Annotated in this window: 13 protein-coding genes; 12 read left to right on the plus strand and 1 reads right to left on the minus strand. The window is 64.2% G+C overall.

The window, feature by feature from the left end:
* Positions 1-237: 237 nt before the first annotated feature.
* From hisC to GCN74_RS19410, 10 genes are all read left to right on the plus strand, one after another.
* The gene (gene hisC / locus GCN74_RS19365; RefSeq protein WP_152258181.1) at positions 238-1,293 is read left to right on the plus strand and encodes a histidinol-phosphate transaminase; all 1,056 of its coding nucleotides are present in this window, start codon (positions 238-240) and stop codon (positions 1,291-1,293) included.
* A 4-nt stretch (positions 1,294-1,297) separates the two neighbouring features.
* Entirely contained in the window at positions 1,298-1,735 is a 438-nt protein-coding gene (locus GCN74_RS19370) for a GNAT family N-acetyltransferase (protein WP_152258182.1), read from the plus strand.
* 63 nt (positions 1,736-1,798) lie between these two features.
* Positions 1,799-2,668 carry an NAD(P)-dependent oxidoreductase gene (locus GCN74_RS19375; protein ID WP_152258183.1) on the plus strand — a complete coding sequence of 290 codons (870 nt, stop codon included), beginning with the start codon at positions 1,799-1,801 and terminating at the stop codon, positions 2,666-2,668.
* Positions 2,669-2,873: 205 nt separating this feature from the next.
* Positions 2,874-3,938 (plus strand): YeiH family protein, encoded by a 1,065-nt coding sequence (locus GCN74_RS19380; protein WP_152258184.1) that lies wholly within the window; start codon positions 2,874-2,876, stop codon positions 3,936-3,938.
* Between the two features lie 16 nt (positions 3,939-3,954).
* Positions 3,955-5,304: a D-amino acid dehydrogenase gene (locus GCN74_RS19385; RefSeq protein WP_152258185.1), complete on the plus strand. Its 1,350-nt coding sequence runs from the start codon at positions 3,955-3,957 to the stop codon at positions 5,302-5,304.
* Between the two features lie 29 nt (positions 5,305-5,333).
* Positions 5,334-6,143: a thiazole synthase gene (locus tag GCN74_RS19390; RefSeq protein ID WP_152258186.1), complete on the plus strand. Its 810-nt coding sequence runs from the start codon at positions 5,334-5,336 to the stop codon at positions 6,141-6,143.
* Positions 6,144-6,214: 71 nt separating this feature from the next.
* On the plus strand, positions 6,215-7,225 hold the full coding sequence (locus tag GCN74_RS19395) for a porin (RefSeq protein ID WP_152258187.1): 1,011 nt from the start codon (positions 6,215-6,217) through the stop codon (positions 7,223-7,225).
* Positions 7,226-7,451: 226 nt separating this feature from the next.
* Positions 7,452-9,278: a sulfoacetaldehyde acetyltransferase gene (gene xsc / locus GCN74_RS19400; RefSeq protein WP_193317160.1), complete on the plus strand. Its 1,827-nt coding sequence runs from the start codon at positions 7,452-7,454 to the stop codon at positions 9,276-9,278.
* 140 nt (positions 9,279-9,418) lie between these two features.
* On the plus strand, positions 9,419-10,420 hold the full coding sequence (gene pta, locus GCN74_RS19405; RefSeq protein ID WP_152258188.1) for a phosphate acetyltransferase: 1,002 nt from the start codon (positions 9,419-9,421) through the stop codon (positions 10,418-10,420).
* Complete coding sequence (locus GCN74_RS19410) at positions 10,410-11,183, plus strand: TSUP family transporter (RefSeq protein WP_152258189.1); 774 nt, start codon at positions 10,410-10,412, stop codon at positions 11,181-11,183. Before pta ends, GCN74_RS19410 begins: the two co-directional genes overlap by 11 nt.
* Here GCN74_RS19410 and GCN74_RS19415 read toward each other — a convergent pair.
* Positions 11,180-12,577: an RtcB family protein gene (locus GCN74_RS19415; RefSeq protein ID WP_152258190.1), complete on the minus strand. Its 1,398-nt coding sequence runs from the start codon at positions 12,575-12,577 to the stop codon at positions 11,180-11,182. The two genes, GCN74_RS19410 and GCN74_RS19415, sit on opposite strands and share 4 nt — an antisense overlap.
* Before the next feature lie 446 nt (positions 12,578-13,023).
* Here GCN74_RS19415 and GCN74_RS19420 point away from each other — a divergent pair, with 446 nt between their 5' ends.
* Together GCN74_RS19420 and GCN74_RS19425 are read left to right on the plus strand one after the other, a co-directional pair.
* A complete protein-coding gene (locus GCN74_RS19420) occupies positions 13,024-13,911 on the plus strand; it encodes an RNA ligase family protein (protein WP_152258191.1) in 888 nt (295 codons plus the stop codon).
* Entirely contained in the window at positions 13,908-15,047 is a 1,140-nt protein-coding gene (locus GCN74_RS19425) for an AAA family ATPase (protein WP_152258192.1), read from the plus strand. The genes GCN74_RS19420 and GCN74_RS19425 overlap by 4 nt, the downstream gene beginning before the upstream one ends.
* Positions 15,048-15,259: the final 212 nt, after the last annotated feature.

The following is a 15,259-nucleotide window of genomic DNA, read 5'->3' on the forward strand; positions in this document are numbered from 1 at the left end:
CAAAGTCCAGGTAGAAAAACCGCCCAAAGCGCGCAGCGCAAGGCGTCTTTTTCCTCCATTCAGGTTTTAAATGGCCAGCACCCGTCACGAACACCGCCAGTGCACGAGCTTGCCCACCGCAAACGCGACGCCCGACAAAGCAGATGCTGTCCACGCTACCCCTCGCCGCTGCCACTCGCCTTGGCCCTCCTCGGCCTATGGTAATCTATCCGATCCCCCATCCCGCGAACCCAAGCAATGAGCCGATTCTGGAGCACCATCGTCAGCGAGCTGACCCCCTACGTCCCGGGCGAGCAGCCGAAGCTGCCCGACCTGGTCAAACTCAACACCAATGAAAATCCCTACGGCCCGTCGCCGCAGGTGCTGGCCGCGCTGCGCGAAGCTGCCAATGACAGCCTGCGCCTGTATCCCGATCCCACGGCCAGCGAACTGAAGCAAACCCTGGCCGGCTACCACGGTCTGAACAGCGCGCAAGTGTTCGTCGGCAATGGTTCCGACGAAGTGCTGGCGCTGGCCTTCATGGCCCTGCTCAAGCACGATGCGCCGCTGCTGTTCCCCGACATCAGCTACAGTTTCTATCCCGTGTATTGCAAGCTGTATGGCATCGATTACCGCACGGTGGCACTCGACGAGTCGATGCGCATCCGTCCGCAAGATTACCGGGGGCCATGCGGCGCCATCATCTTCCCCAATCCCAACGCGCCCACGGGCGTGGACTTGCCGCTGGCCGGCGTGGAAACCCTGTTGCGCGACCATCCCGACGCCGTGGTGGTGGTCGATGAAGCGTATGTGGATTTCGGCGGCGTCAGCGCCGTGGCCCTGGTCGACCGTTATCCGAACCTGCTGGTGGTGCAGACGTTCTCGAAATCGCGCTCCTTGGCCGGCTTGCGCGTGGGGTGCGCCTTCGGGCATCCGGACCTGATCGAGGCGCTGGATAGGGTGAAGAACAGTTTCAACTCGTATCCGCTGGACCGGCTGGCCCTGGCCGGCGCCGTGGCCTCGCTGCGCGACGAAGCGTATTTCCAGCAGACGCGCCAGGCCGTCATCGCCAGCCGCGAACACCTGGCGGCGGACCTGGCGGCGCTGGGCTTCGAGGTGCTGCCGTCGGTGGCCAACTTCGTGTTTGCCCGCCACCCGCAGCATGACGCGGCGCAACTGGCGGCCGGCTTGCGCGCCAAATCGGTGATCGTGCGCCATTTCAATGCACCGCGCATCAGCCAGTATCTGCGCATCAGCATCGGCAACCGGGCCGAATGCGGGGCCCTGCTGGCGGCGCTGCGCGGCCTGCTGTGACGCCATGCTGACCTTCTTGCCTGCCAGCCTGGCCGATGGCGAGGCGCTGGCCAGCCTGCGCGTGGCTGCCATGCGGGCAAGCCTGGAGCGCATCGGACGCTATGATCCGCAGCGCGCGCGTGATCGTTTCCTGGCCAGCTACGACCCCGATTGCACCTGGCAGTTGCGCCATGACGACACGCTGGCCGGCTTCTATGTGTTGCGGCCGCAAGCGGACTATTTATTGCTCGACCACCTCTACCTGGCGCCCGCCTGCCAGCGGCAAGGCATGGGCGCGGCCGTGCTGGCGCGCGTGTTTGCCGAGGCCGATGCGGCCCGCAAGAGCGTGCGCGTGGGCGCCTTGCGCGGTAGCGAGGCGAACCGCTTTTATGTCCGTCACGGCTTCGTGCCGGACGGCGAGGGCGAGTTCGACCTGTATTATCGGCGCGCCCCCGGGCCTTGAGGCTGCCGGCGGCGACTGTTTGTGCAACAATAATCGGATTCATACATCGACAGGACGGACAATATGGCAAAAGTGGCATTCATCGGTTTGGGCGTCATGGGTTTTCCCATGGCAGGTCACCTGGCGGCGGGCGGGCACGACGTCACCGTGTACAACCGCAACCCGGCCCGCGCGGCCGCCTGGCTGGAACAGCACAAGGGCCAGAGCGCCGCCACGCCGGCCGCGGCCGCAGCAGGCGCCGAGTTCGTCTTCACCTGCATCGGCAACGATAACGACCTGTACCAGGTCATCCTGGAAGAGGGCGGCTTGCTGTCCGCCATGGCGCCGGGCAGCATCCTGATCGACCATACGACGGCATCAAGCGAAGCGGCGCGCACCATCCATACGGCGGCGAAAGAGAAGGGGGTGTTCTTCCTCGACGCGCCCGTGTCCGGCGGCCAGGCGGGCGCGGAAAACGGCAAGCTGACGGTGATGGTGGGCGGCGACGCCGAGGCTTACGCCCGCGCCGAGCCCGTCATCGCCCTGTTTTCGCGCGCCGTCACCTATATGGGGGCCTCCGGTTCCGGCCAGCTGACGAAGATGGTGAACCAGATCTGCATCGCGGGCCTCGTGCAAGCCTTGAGCGAAGGCATCGCCTTCGCGGAAAACGCGGGCCTGGACGCGGCGCTCGTCGTCGACGTGATTTCCAAGGGCGCGGCGCAGTCGTGGCAGCTGGAAAACCGGGGCAAGACCATGATAGAGCGCAAGTTCGACTTCGGCTTCGCCGTCGACCTGATGCGCAAGGACCTGGGCATCTGCCTCGCCGAAGCCAAGCGCAACGGCAGCGATTTGCCCGTGACCACCTTGACGGACCAGTTCTATGGCGAAGTGCAGCAGGCGGGCGGCAACCGCTACGATACGTCCAGCCTGATTACCCGCCTGAACAAGAAGTAAGCCTTAACTCGTCAGTAGAGAGCGGCGCGTCCCTGCAAAGGGCCGCGCCGCTTGTCGTTTACGGCGTCGATATCATTAAAACGTCAGTTTCCGGAACATCCGGTTTCGATTTTCATGGAAAAGCATGGACTTCGCTAGCTCATCGTGTATTATTAAAAAACGAGATGAAATGTCCCAATTTTTAAAACATTATGAGCGGACCCGCATGAAAACCAACTCCTCAGCGATAACACGCGTTGTCGACAAGAACATTCCCTACCTGTCTTCCGCCGTCGCCATCTGGCGTCCCCGCGCCGTGCTGCGCAGCTGGCCCGGCGTGGCCATTGCGCTGGTGATTGCCCTGTCGGCCACCTTTATTTCCAGCAATTACGGCGGCCCCCAGTTGCTGTATGCGCTGTTCTTCGGCCTGGCCTTCCACTTCCTCGCGTCCGATCCCACCTGCAAGCCCGGCATCGAGTTTTGCAGCAAGGTGCTGCTGCGCACGGGCGTGGCCCTGCTGGGCGCGCGCATCACCTTCAACCAGATCGCCTCGGTCGGCGTGACGCCCTTGCTGATCGTCGTCGGCGGGCTGATCGCCACCCTGGGTTTCGGCTATCTGCTGGCCAGGTGGCTGAAACGGCCCATCACGGAAGGCATCCTGTCGGGCGGCTCCGTGGCCATCTGCGGCGCCTCGGCCGCGCTGGCCATCTCGGCCGTGCTGCCGCAAACCAAGGAAAACGAAAAATTCACCCTGCTGACCGTGGTGGGCGTGACGTCGCTGTCCACCCTGGCCATGATCGTCTATCCGCTGCTGGTCAAGCTGCTGGGCTTTGACCCGACGGAAGCGGGCGTGTTCATCGGCGGCACCATCCATGACGTGGCGCAGGTGGTGGGGGCGGGCTATCTGGTCAGCAACCACACGGGCGACGTGGCCACCTTCGTCAAACTGACGCGCGTGGCTTGCCTCGTGCCCGTCGTGCTGGGCCTGTCGATCATGTTCAAGCGCAAGGACGGCAAGAGCGAAGTCGATGCGCCGCCGCTGGTGCCGTTCTTCCTGATCGGCTTTGTCTGGCTGGTCATCACCAACAGCCTGGGCCTGATCCCGCAGGAAGTGAATAGCTGGATCAACAATGCTTCGCGCGCCTGCCTCGTCATCGCCATCGCCGCCCTGGGCGTGAAAACCTCGTTCCAGTCGCTGGCTTCGCTGGGCTGGCGTCCCGTGATCATGCTGGTGATGGAAACGGTGTGGATCGCCGCCTTCGTCGCCATCGCCGTGCTGCTGACGCGCTGAGCGAGCCGGGCCTGCCATGAAGATCCTTGTCCTCGGCGCCGGCGTGGTCGGCACGGCCACGGCCTGGTACTTGCGCCAGGCGGGCCACGACGTGCGCGTGCTCGAGCGCCAGGCGGGCGCCGCGCAGGAAACCAGCTTCGGCAACGGCGGACAGATTTCCGTCTCGCACGCGGAACCGTGGGCCAATCCCGCCACCCTGCGCAAGGTCGTGCGCTGGCTGGGCAAGGACGATGCACCGCTGCTGTTCCGCCCCCGCCTGGACCCGCTGCAATGGCAATGGGCCTTGCACTACCTGCGCGAATGCCTGCCGTCGCGGGTGGCGCGCAATATGCGCCAGATCGTCGCGCTGGCCGAGTACAGCCGGCAGAGTCTGCAGGCACTGCGGCGCGAAACGGGCATCGCGTATGACCACCTGGAGCGGGGCATCCTGCATTTCTATACGGACCAGCAGGAGTTCGATAAATCGCAGTCCGGCGCCGCGCTGCTGCGCGAGCTGGGCTGCCCGCGCAACAGCGTCAGCGCCGATGAGGTGATCCGCATCGAGCCGGCCCTGGCCCACGCGCGCAGCCGCATCGTGGGCGGCGACTTCACGGCCACCGACGAGTCGGGCGACGTGCACTTGTTTACCACGGCGCTGGCGGCCCGCGCCGCGGCGGCCGGCGTGGATTTTCAGTACGGCACCACCGTGACGCGTTTGCTGCTGGACGGAGAGAGAGTCACCGGCGCGGAATGCATCGATGCGCAAGGGCGCCACCGCCTGGAGCACGCGGATGCCGTGGTGGTGGCCATGGGCAGCTTTTCCGCGCCCCTGCTGCAGCCGCTGGGCATCCGATTGATGCTGTATCCGGGCAAAGGTTATTCCGCCACGTATCCGATTCTCGACCCTGCCGGCGCACCGACCGTCTCGCTGACGGACGACGGCCACAAGCTCGTGTTTTCGCGCCTGGGCGAACGCCTGCGCGTGGCGGGCACGTGCGAGTTGAACGGCTACACGCGCGAACTGAACCCGCTGCGCTGCGCCGCCATCACGCGCCGCGTGCAGGCGCTGTTTCCCCATGCCTGCGATTACAGCGATCCCGTCTACTGGGCCGGCCTGCGCCCCCTGACACCGTCAAACGTGCCTTACATCGGCGCCACGCGCTACCGCCAGCTGTTCCTCAACACGGGCCACGGCACCCTGGGCTGGACCATGGGCTGCGGCGCGGGCAGGGCGCTTGCCGACCTCGTGTCGGGACGGCGGCCCGACGTCGATTTTGCGTTTTGCGGGCAACGCTTGGCACCGCAGTCTGCGGCAGAGGCATTCCGGGGTCAGACCCGCCGGGGGAATATGCCCCAATGGGGCACATTCCGATCCCGCAAGGACTGACCCCAGCTTTAACTTAGGAGAGCACCACGATGAGAGACGACGCCACCCCCGCACAAAACGGCCTGACCCTGGCCGGCACCACCTATCAGTCGCGCCTGCTGGTGGGCACGGGCAAGTACAAGGATTTCGAGGAAACGCGCCTGGCCATCGAGGAGAGCGGCGCCGAGATCGTCACCGTGACGATACGCAGGGTCAACATCGGCCAGGAAAAGGGCGAACCCAACCTGCTCGACTTCATCCCGCCGTCGAAATACACGATCCTGCCCAACACGGGCGGCTGCTACAACGCGCGCGACGCCGTCTACACCCTGCAGCTGGCGCGCGAGCTGCTGGGCGGCCACCCGCTGTGCAAGCTGGAAGTGCTGGGCGATGACAAGACCCTGTTCCCGAACATGCCGGAAACGTTAAAAGCGGCCGGGCAGCTGGTGCGCGACGGCTTCCAGGTGATGGTGTATTGCAGCGACGATCCCATCCAGGCGCGCATGCTGGAAGACCTGGGCTGCATCGCCGTCATGCCGCTGGCGTCATTGATCGGCTCGGGCATGGGCATTCTGAATCCGTGGAACTTGTCCCTGATCATCGAGCAAGCCACGGTGCCCGTGCTGGTCGACGCGGGCGTGGGCACGGCGTCGGACGCGGCCATCGCCATGGAACTGGGCTGCGACGGCATCCTGATGAATACCGCCATTGCGGCGGCGCGCGAACCGATACGCATGGCGCGCGCCATGAAACTGGCAGTGCAGGGCGGACGCGAGGCTTACCTGGCCGGACGCATGCCCCGGAGAGCGAACGCCATGAGCGCCTCGCCCTCGTCGCCCATGGCCGGGCTGATCGCCTGAGCAGATTTTGTAGCCCCCGTAGTTGATTATCGTTTCAAGCGTTTATAAAAACCACAATACCTGGAGATGACATGAAACACACACTCGCAGCGGCGGCCGTCCTGGCCTCCCTCCTTGCCGGCAGCGCCGGCGCCCAGTCGTCCGTCACCGTGTACGGCTTGCTCGACGCGGGCCTCACATCGGAACACGGCGGCGCGGACGGTTCCGTCACCAAGCTGGCCACCGGCGTGCAGTCGGGCAGCCGCATCGGCTTCAAGGGCACGGAAGACCTGGGCAATAACCTGAAAGCCAACTTCTTGCTGGAAAATGGCCTGGACCTCGACACGGGCGCCTACCGCCAGGGCGCCTTGTTCGGACGCAAGGCCTACGTGGGCCTGTCGGGCGGCTTCGGCGCCGTGAACCTGGGTTTGCAGCACAACCCGCTGTTCACCGCGCTGGACAATATCGACCCGTTCGAGACGGGCATGACGGGCGCCTCGATCAACCTGATGAGCGTGGCCAGCCTGCGCACGAAAAATTCCATCATGTACGAAACGCCGAAGGTGAACGGCTTGTCGGCTGCCGTCATGTACGGCCTTGGCGAAAAGCCGGACAGCAACACCCTGGGTCGCACCATCGACTTTTCCATCGATTACGCCAACGGCCCGCTCGTGCTGACCCTGGCCCACGACAACCGCAAGGACACGCCGCTGAACACGGCGAGAGTGACCTTGCTGGGCGGTACCTACGACTTCGGCCCCGCCAAGCTGCACGCAGCGTATGAAACGGACAAGGACGATGCGGGCACGGACTTCCGCGACTACATGCTGGGCGTGTCGGCCCCCGTGGGCGCGGCGGGCAGCGTGATGGCCTCGTACATCCGCAAGGATGACCGCACGAACCTACGCCGCGGCGGGCGCCAGCTGGCCATCGGCTACACGTATGCCTTGTCCAAGCGCACGAATCTGTACACCTCGTACGGCCGCATCAATAACGATGGCGCAGGCACCAACTTCGTCGGCGACGCGTCCAGCGGCGGCAGCGTGCCCTTGCCAGGCCATCACTCGAGCGCCTTCACGGCCGGCATGCGCCTGAAGTTCTAAGGCGCACGGCAGGCGACACCGGTGGCGGCTTATCTGTTGCGGATAAGCCGCCATTGTTGTTTCAGGAATGGACCTTGCTCACGGATTCCGGATTCAGGAATGAAACAGTCCGATTTTTCATGAATTTTCATTGACAGCGCATTTCGCAACCGTTAAATTGAACATGTATTTCAAATATCGGAACAAAATATACCGATTTTTCATAAAACTGTAAGGAGACTGAGCCATGACCGATTTGTCCGACCAAAAAGCCGCCGCCGCAGCGGCCACCGCAGCTACCCCCGTAGGCCCGCAAAAGATGACGCCTTCCGAAGCGTTCGTGGAAACCCTGGCCGCCAATGGCGTGACCGATATGTTCGGCATCATGGGCTCGGCCTTCATGGACCCGATGGATATCTTTGCGCCCGCCGGCATCCGTTTGATTCCCGTCGTGCACGAGCAGGGCGCCGGCCACATGGCCGACGGCTATGCCCGGGTTTCCGGCCGCCACGGCGTCGTCATCGGCCAGAACGGCCCCGGCATCAGCAATTGCGTCACGGCCATCGCTGCCGCCTACTGGGCGCACACGCCCGTCGTGATCATTACGCCGGAAACGGGCACCATGAGCATGGGCCTGGGCGGCTTCCAGGAAGCGAACCAGCTGCCGATGTTCGAGGAATTCACGAAATACCAGGGCCACGTGACGAATCCGGCCCGCATGGCGGAATTCACGGGCCGCTGCTTCGACCGCGCCATGTCGGAGATGGGCCCGACGCAGCTGAATATTCCCCGTGATTATTTCTACGGTGAAATCAAGGCGGAAATCCCGAAACCGAACCGCCTGGACCGCGGCGCCGGCGGCGAACAAAGCCTGAACGATGCGGCAGAACTGCTGGCCAAGGCCAAGTTCCCCGTGATTATTTCCGGCGGCGGCGTCGTCATGGGCGACGCCATCGAAGAATGCAAGGCGCTGGCCGAGCGCCTGGGTGCGCCCGTCGTCAACAGCTATCTGCACAATGACTCCTTCCCCGCCAGCCACCCGCTGTGGTGCGGTCCATTGGGTTATCAAGGATCGAAGGCGGCGATGAAACTGATCGCCCAGGCCGACGTCGTCGTGGCCCTCGGTTCGCGCCTGGGACCGTTCGGCACCCTGCCGCAGCACGGCATGGATTACTGGCCGAAGAATGCCAAGATCATCCAGATCGACGCGGACAACAAGATGCTGGGCCTGGTGAAAAAGATTTCGGTGGGTATCTGCGGCGACGCCAAGGCGGCCGCCAAGGCGATTCTTGCGCGCCTGGACGGCAAGAAGCTCGATTGCGACGCCACGCGCGAAGCACGCTATGCCACCGTGCAAGCCGAGAAGGCCGCGTGGGAAGAGGAATTGACGAACTGGACGCACGAAAAAGATGCGTACAGCCTGGACATGATCGAGGAACAGAAGAAAGAGCCGGGCAACTACCTGCACCCGCGCCAGGTCTTGCGCGAGCTGGAAAAAGCCATGCCGGAAGACGTGATGGTGTCAACCGACATCGGCAACATCAACTCGGTGGCCAACAGCTATCTGCGCTTTGAGAAACCGCGCAGCTTCTTTGCAGCGATGAGCTTTGGCAACTGCGGTTATGCCTTCCCCACCATCATCGGCGCGAAAGTGGCTGCGCCGCACCGTCCGGCCGTGTCGTATGCGGGCGACGGCGCCTGGGGCATGAGTCTGATGGAAACGATGACCTGCGTGCGCCACAACATTCCCGTGACGGCCGTGGTGTTCCACAACCGCCAGTGGGGCGCGGAAAAGAAAAACCAGGTGGATTTCTACAACCGCCGCTTCGTCGCCGGAGAACTCGACAACCAGAGCTTCGCGGAAATCGCGCGGGCCATGGGCGCCGAAGGCATCACGGTCGACAAGCTGGAAGACGTGGGCCCGGCCCTGAAGAAGGCGATCGACATGCAGATGAATGAAGGCAAGACCACCATCATCGAAATCATGTGCACGCGCGAACTGGGCGACCCGTTCCGCCGCGATGCGCTGAGCAAGCCGATCCGTCACCTGGACAAGTACAAAGACTACGTGTAATCAGTCTGCCCGATCCTTGTATGACCCCGGCAATCGCGCCGGGTTTTATGTGCCGGAACCGTTGCTTCATGCTTCATGTGTCATGTGTCATGCTTCATGCTTGCATGGTTCCGGCATTTTTTTACCGAATTGGAGTTCCCATGAAAGCCCTGCACCGCATCATCGCCCAGGCCCGCGCCATGCCGAAACATATCGTCTTGTGCGAGGGCGACGACGCGCGCGTGCTGCAGGCGGCCGCGCGCGCCGCCGCCGACGGCCTGGCGCATGTCACCATCGTGGGCAAGCCGGCCGCCATCCTCGCGCTGGCGCGCGAACATGCGCTGAATATCGATGCCGTGCGCCTGGTCGACCCGGCAACTTCCGATGAATCGGAACACTATGCCCAGCAATTGTTTGTGCTGCGTCAAGCCAAGGGCATGACGGTGGAACAGGCGCGCATCGCCGTGCAAGCGCCCTTGTGCTACGCCAACCTGATGGTGCGCCTGGGCGACGCGGACGGCTGCGTGGCGGGGGCCGTGCACACGACGGCCGACGTGGTGCGCAGCGCCATCCAGATCATCGGCGTGGATCCCGCCTTCAAGCTGGTGTCGAGCTTTTTCCTGATGATGCTGTGCGAACCTTTCCACAGCCTCAAGGGCGGTTTCATCTTTTCCGACTGCGCCTTGGTGGTCGACCCGAAGGCCGAGGAGCTGGCCGACATCGCCATGGCTGCCGCCGACAGCGCGCAAGCCTTGCTGATGGAAGAGCCCCGTGTCGCCATGCTGTCGTTTTCCACCAGCGGCAGCGCCCACCATGCGGCCGTCGACAAGGTGCATGCGGCAACAGACCGGGTCAAGGCCCAGCGCCCGCTGCTGGCCATCGATGGCGACGTGCAGCTGGACGCGGCCATCGTGGCCGAGATTTCGCAGAGAAAAGTCAAGGATTCCGTCGTCAACGGCCGCGCCAACGTGCTGGTATTTCCGAACCTGGACGCGGGCAATATCGGCTATAAACTGGCCGAGCGCATGGGCGGCGCCGTCGCCATCGGTCCCTTGCTGCAAGGCTTGAACAAGCCGGCCAACGACTTGTCGCGCGGCTGCAGCGCCGACGACGTGTATAACGTGATTGCCGTCACGGCCGTGCAGGCCCAGGGTGGGCGCTGAATTGTTCAGCCTGCCCGTGCTGGCGCTGCTGGGCGTGGTGGCGGCCGGCACGTATTTCCAGACCGTCACGGGTTTTGGACTGGGCATGATCGTCATGGGCGTGGCCAGCGGCCTGGGCCTGGCGCCCGTGCCCGCGCTGGCGGCCCTCGTCAGTCTGCTGTCCCTGGCCAATTGCCTGGTGGCCTTGCCGGGCGCCTTGCACCACCTGGACTGGCGCGCCATCCGCGCAGCCAGCATCGGCTTGCTGCCGGCCATGGCGGCCGGCGTCTTGCTATTGGGATACCTGGACCAGGCGTATGCGCCCGTCCTGAAATTGTTATTAGGCGCGGCCATCGTGTATGGCGGCGTCAGCATTTTGCTGCAGGCGCCGCCGGGACCGGGCGCGGCCGGCAAGCGCAGCTTCTTCATCAGCGGCGTGTGCGGCGGCCTGTTTTCCGGCCTGTTCTCACTGGCGGGACCGCCGCTCGTGTATCAGTTTTATCGCCAGGAAATGAGTTTGACAACCATCCGCTACAGCCTGATCTTCCTGTTCGCCATCAGCGCGGGCGGGCGCTCGCTGATGGCGGGCAGCCAGGGCCAGCTCGATGGGAAGGTCCTGCTGCTGTGCGTGCTGGCCCTGCCTGTCGGCGTGCTGGCCACCATGGCCGGCAAGCGCTACCCGCCACCGATTGCCCAGCGCGGCATGCGCCGCATCGCGTTTGCCGTGCTGACCGCCATCGGCCTCTCGCTGATGGCGGCGGCCGTGCCGCAGCTGCTGGCCTAGGCCTTGAACGTCAATAAAGGTTTCAGTCGGGCCACCGATTGCAGCAAGCCCGCTTCCTCCTGCGCGGCGATGACGGGACCGATCTTTTTATAGGCCATCGGCGCTTCCTCGACGCGGCGCTCCTCGCGCAGGGTCACGCACTGGAACGCCATCTCGTCGCCGCCCACCGTGGGCCGCATGGCGCGCATGGCCTGGCGGCGGATGCTGCGCCCCGCGCCGTGCGAACACGACCACAGCCAGTCGGGATTGCCCATGCCCGTGGCCACATAGGAATAATCGCCCATGGAGCCGGGGATCAGCGCCAGGTCGCCTGCGCGCGCCGGCGTGGCGCCCTTGCGGTGGATGTTCATGCCGTGCTCGCGCAGGATGACGTTGTGCGGCACGTCCACCACCAGGCGCGAGCTGTCGTGCGCATACACCTGCGACAGGCTGTCGCGCACCAGCTCGGCCAATACCATGCGGTTGACCCAGGCATAGCGCGACGCCACGCCCATGGCGTCCATGTACTCGCCGGCCAGTTCGCCCGTCAAGCCGTACAGGCCGGACTGCGGGTGGCGCAGGCCTTTCGGCCACGCCTCTTTGGCGCGGTCCATCCAGCGGCTGCCCACAAAAAAGCCCACGTCGCGGCTGCCGCTGTGGATCATGACGACCACTTCGCCCGGCACCAGCCCGTGCCGGTACGCGGCATGGCGGTCCATGACGGCGTCGACCACCTGGATTTCCACGAAATGGTTGCCCGATCCCGTGGTGCCCAGGCTGGGGTCGCGTATCACTTCGCGCGTGCCGACCAGCGCTTCGGGCGCATGGCGCAGGCCGCCACCCAGTTCGCGCAGGGCGATGCAGTCGTCGAGCTCATGCAGCAAGCGCGCCTTGTCGACGCGGGGCCACAAGCCCTCATTGTGCAGGCTGTCGATGAACGCTTCCGGCCCCACGTCGAACAGGGCGGCAAACGCTTTCGAGCGCAGCGGCACGTTGCGGCCGTCTTCCAGCAGCACGTGTTTGAGCTTGCCGAGCAGCTGCGGCTTGCGCGCTTCGAACTGCGCCAGGCTCAGGCCCGTGGTAATGAGGCGCATGCCGCAGGCGATGTCCGTGCCGGGGATGGCGGGAATCACCATGTCGGCACTGGTGGCGACGATGCTGCCCACGGGCGCAATGCTGCCCGGATGAAAGTCGGGCGTGGCGCAGGCCTTGCACACATGGCCATCCTGGCCGGGCACGGCGACGGCGGCAAACGCCATCAGCTGGCGCACGGCTTTTTCCTCGAGCGGAAAGTTGTGGGGCAGCAGCACGGACGCCTGGGCGTGCGGATTGCTGAGTGTATAAATACCGTCGGCATAGGCGACAGCGATGCCCTGGCGGCGCAGGGCTTTTTGTAATCTGGATAGGGGAAACACGATTCTGCTCCGGAAATAACGAATGCACGGCCTTTTTGCAAGGCCATGTTTGTTTTCCACGCAGCAGCGACAGGAAGTGCCGCCAGCTTAGCAAATTTTGTGCGGATTGCAAAGCGGCCGGCCCCGACAGTGCGCGCAAGGGGGCGCACGATACGGATCAGCCACTTGCAAAATAATCAAACAGCCTTTATATTCGCGGTTCTTTCTCGAACCTCTTCCTTATTGGAGCCAAAAGTGCCTCGCTTCTTCGCCATCACCTGCTAACGCTGACGAAATGCTCTCTGCAGCATCGTTCGGCGCGTTGACGCCCCCGATTGCTGTGGCACTGTTTTTGCTCCCTCCGCACACGTATCCAGGACCACCGTCCTGATCGTCCACGCCCGAACACGTCGTCAGCACCCCTGACCCTGTATGGACACGCCCCGGTGAACGGGGCGTGGGACGCTATGTTTTTACAATCTTTGCCCTTATTTAAATACCCGCGCACGCCGCACCTGGAAGGCTCGCGCCTGCAGGATGGCGACGACGGCTCGGACCAGATGCCCCTGAAAAAGCTGGCCGGCCAGTACGTCGTCATCGAGGAAAAAATCGATGGCGCCAACGCCGCCGTGTCGTTCAGCGACGCGGGCGAGGTGCTGCTGCAGTCGCGCGGCCATTACCTGGCGGGCGGCGGCAGCGAACGCCAGTTCAATCTGTTGAAACCGTGGGCGCATGCGCACGAACACGCCTTGCTGGGCTTGCTGGAAGACCAGTATGTGCTGTTTGGCGAATGGGCCTACAGCAAGCACTCCGTGTTTTACGACCGCTTGCCCCATTACTTCAACGAGTTCGACGTGTATTGCCGCCGCAGCCAGATGTTTTTGTCCACGGCGCGCCGCCAGGCCATGCTGGCCGGTTCGCCCGTGCTGTCCGTGCCCGTGCTGTATGCGGGCGCCATGCCCGCGTCGCCGAAACAGCTGTGGCAGCTGCTGCGCCATTCGCTGGCCAAGTCCCGCTTGTGGCGCGACGCTTTCGAAGGCGTGGTGGCGCGTGAGCGCCTGTCGCTGGACCTGTGCTGGAAACAGACGGACAAGTCCGACCACGCGGAAGGCTTGTACCTGAAAGTGGAAGACGACGAGCAGGTGCTGGCCCGCTACAAGCTGGTGCGGCACGACTTTACGCAAACCATCCTCGACAGCGGCTCGCACCACAGCACGCGGCCCCTGATCCCCAACCAGCTGGCCGACGGCGCCGACCTGTATGCGCCGCAGCCGCTGGTCACATGGGAGAGCCTGGGCCTGCATACCTGCCGCTCGCTCGACGAGCTGGCAGTATTTTCAAGGAGTACAAAATGAACTGGAAACAGTTACAACAACTGGTGCCACCAGCAGGGCAGTCGCCCGATTTCGAAGCCTGCCTGGCTGCCTTCCCGCAGCTGGAGCTGGCCAAGACGACGCCGCAAAACCCCGTCTACCACGCGGAGGGCGACGTGTGGACGCATACCATGATGGTGGTGGAATCCTTGCTGGCCATGCCCGGCTACCGGCAAGCCACACGGGCGCAGCAGGAAATCGTCTTCCTGGCCGCCCTGCTGCACGACGTGGCCAAGTGCAGCACCACGGTGATCGACCCGGCAACGGGCGCCATCGGCCAGCCCGGCCATTCGCGCAAGGGCGCCCTCGATGCGCGCATCGCCCTGTGGGACTATGCCGTGCCGTTTGCCGCGCGCGAGGAAATCTGTCGCCTGATTAACGTACATCAAGTACCCTTCTTTGCGCTGGAATCGTCGCGGCGCGGCGTCACGCCCGAGTTCACCGTGCGCGAGCTGTCGTGGCAAGTCGATATCCCCCTGCTGGCCATGCTGGCCGAGGCCGATATCCGCGGCAGGATCTGTCCCGATCCGCAGCGCATTTTAGATGCCATCGAGCTGTTCCGCGAACTGGCGCGCGAAGAGGGCTGCTACGGCCAGCGGCGCGCCTTTGTCGATGACCACACGCGCGTGAAGTATTTTCGCGGTGCCGAGGCGCATCCCGACTACCCGCTGTTCCAGGAAGCGGGCTCGCACGTGATCGTCATGTCGGGCTTGCCCGCGTCGGGCAAGAATACGTGGGTGGACCAGCACCATCCGCGCCTGCCCGTCGTGTCCTTCGATGATGCGCGCATCGCCCTGGGCTTGAAGCACGGCAAGAACGAGGGCCAGGTGGGCGATTATGCGGAAGAGCGGGCGCGCGAACTGCTGCGCAAGGGCGAACCGTTCGTGTGGAACGCCACGCATCTGTCCAGGCTGATGCGCGAAAAGACGCTCAACCTGCTGTACAAATACCATGCGCAGGTGGAGCTCGTGTACCTGGAGCAGCCGCGCAAGGAGCTGCTGCGGCGCAACGGCCAGCGCGACACCTCGCTCAGCAACAAGAAGCTGCAATCGATGCTGTGGAACTGGGAAATCCCGCTGCCCATGGAAGCGCACGCCGTGCGCTACTGCGTCGACTAGGTCTGCCGCCGTCAAGCGCCATCGAAAGCGCTTGACCGGCCGGGCGCCACGCGCCATGCTGGGCGCATGATCATTGTTTTCCCTTCTTTCCTGTAAGCCTGCCGCAGCTTTGCCCCGCAAGGGGCGGGCCGCCGCATGGCCATCGCTGATCTCACCATCTCATCATTTCATCTTCGCGCGCTGCCGCCCCATGCTGGGTGCGCCTGCGCGCG

It is taken from the genome of Janthinobacterium sp. FT14W, assembly GCF_009208755.1.
GTDB classification, from domain to species: Bacteria; Pseudomonadota; Gammaproteobacteria; order Burkholderiales; family Burkholderiaceae_D; genus Janthinobacterium; species Janthinobacterium violaceinigrum.

Bases quoted from the DNA above. Each gene is read 5' to 3' on its own strand.
- GCN74_RS19380 (WP_152258184.1), top strand. From the start codon at position 2,874: ATGAAAACCAACTCCTCAGCGATAACACGCGTTGTCGACAAGAACATT.
- GCN74_RS19370 (WP_152258182.1), top strand. From the start codon at position 1,298: ATGCTGACCTTCTTGCCTGCCAGCCTGGCCGATGGCGAGGCGCTGGCC.
- GCN74_RS19425 (WP_152258192.1), top strand. From the start codon at position 13,908: ATGAACTGGAAACAGTTACAACAACTGGTGCCACCAGCAGGGCAGTCG.
- xsc (WP_193317160.1), top strand. From the start codon at position 7,452: ATGACCGATTTGTCCGACCAAAAAGCCGCCGCCGCAGCGGCCACCGCA.
- hisC (WP_152258181.1), top strand. From the start codon at position 238: ATGAGCCGATTCTGGAGCACCATCGTCAGCGAGCTGACCCCCTACGTC.
- GCN74_RS19385 (WP_152258185.1), top strand. From the start codon at position 3,955: ATGAAGATCCTTGTCCTCGGCGCCGGCGTGGTCGGCACGGCCACGGCC.
- GCN74_RS19395 (WP_152258187.1), top strand. From the start codon at position 6,215: ATGAAACACACACTCGCAGCGGCGGCCGTCCTGGCCTCCCTCCTTGCC.
- GCN74_RS19390 (WP_152258186.1), top strand. From the start codon at position 5,334: ATGAGAGACGACGCCACCCCCGCACAAAACGGCCTGACCCTGGCCGGC.
- GCN74_RS19375 (WP_152258183.1), top strand. From the start codon at position 1,799: ATGGCAAAAGTGGCATTCATCGGTTTGGGCGTCATGGGTTTTCCCATG.
- pta (WP_152258188.1), top strand. From the start codon at position 9,419: ATGAAAGCCCTGCACCGCATCATCGCCCAGGCCCGCGCCATGCCGAAA.
- GCN74_RS19420 (WP_152258191.1), top strand. From the start codon at position 13,024: ATGTTTTTACAATCTTTGCCCTTATTTAAATACCCGCGCACGCCGCAC.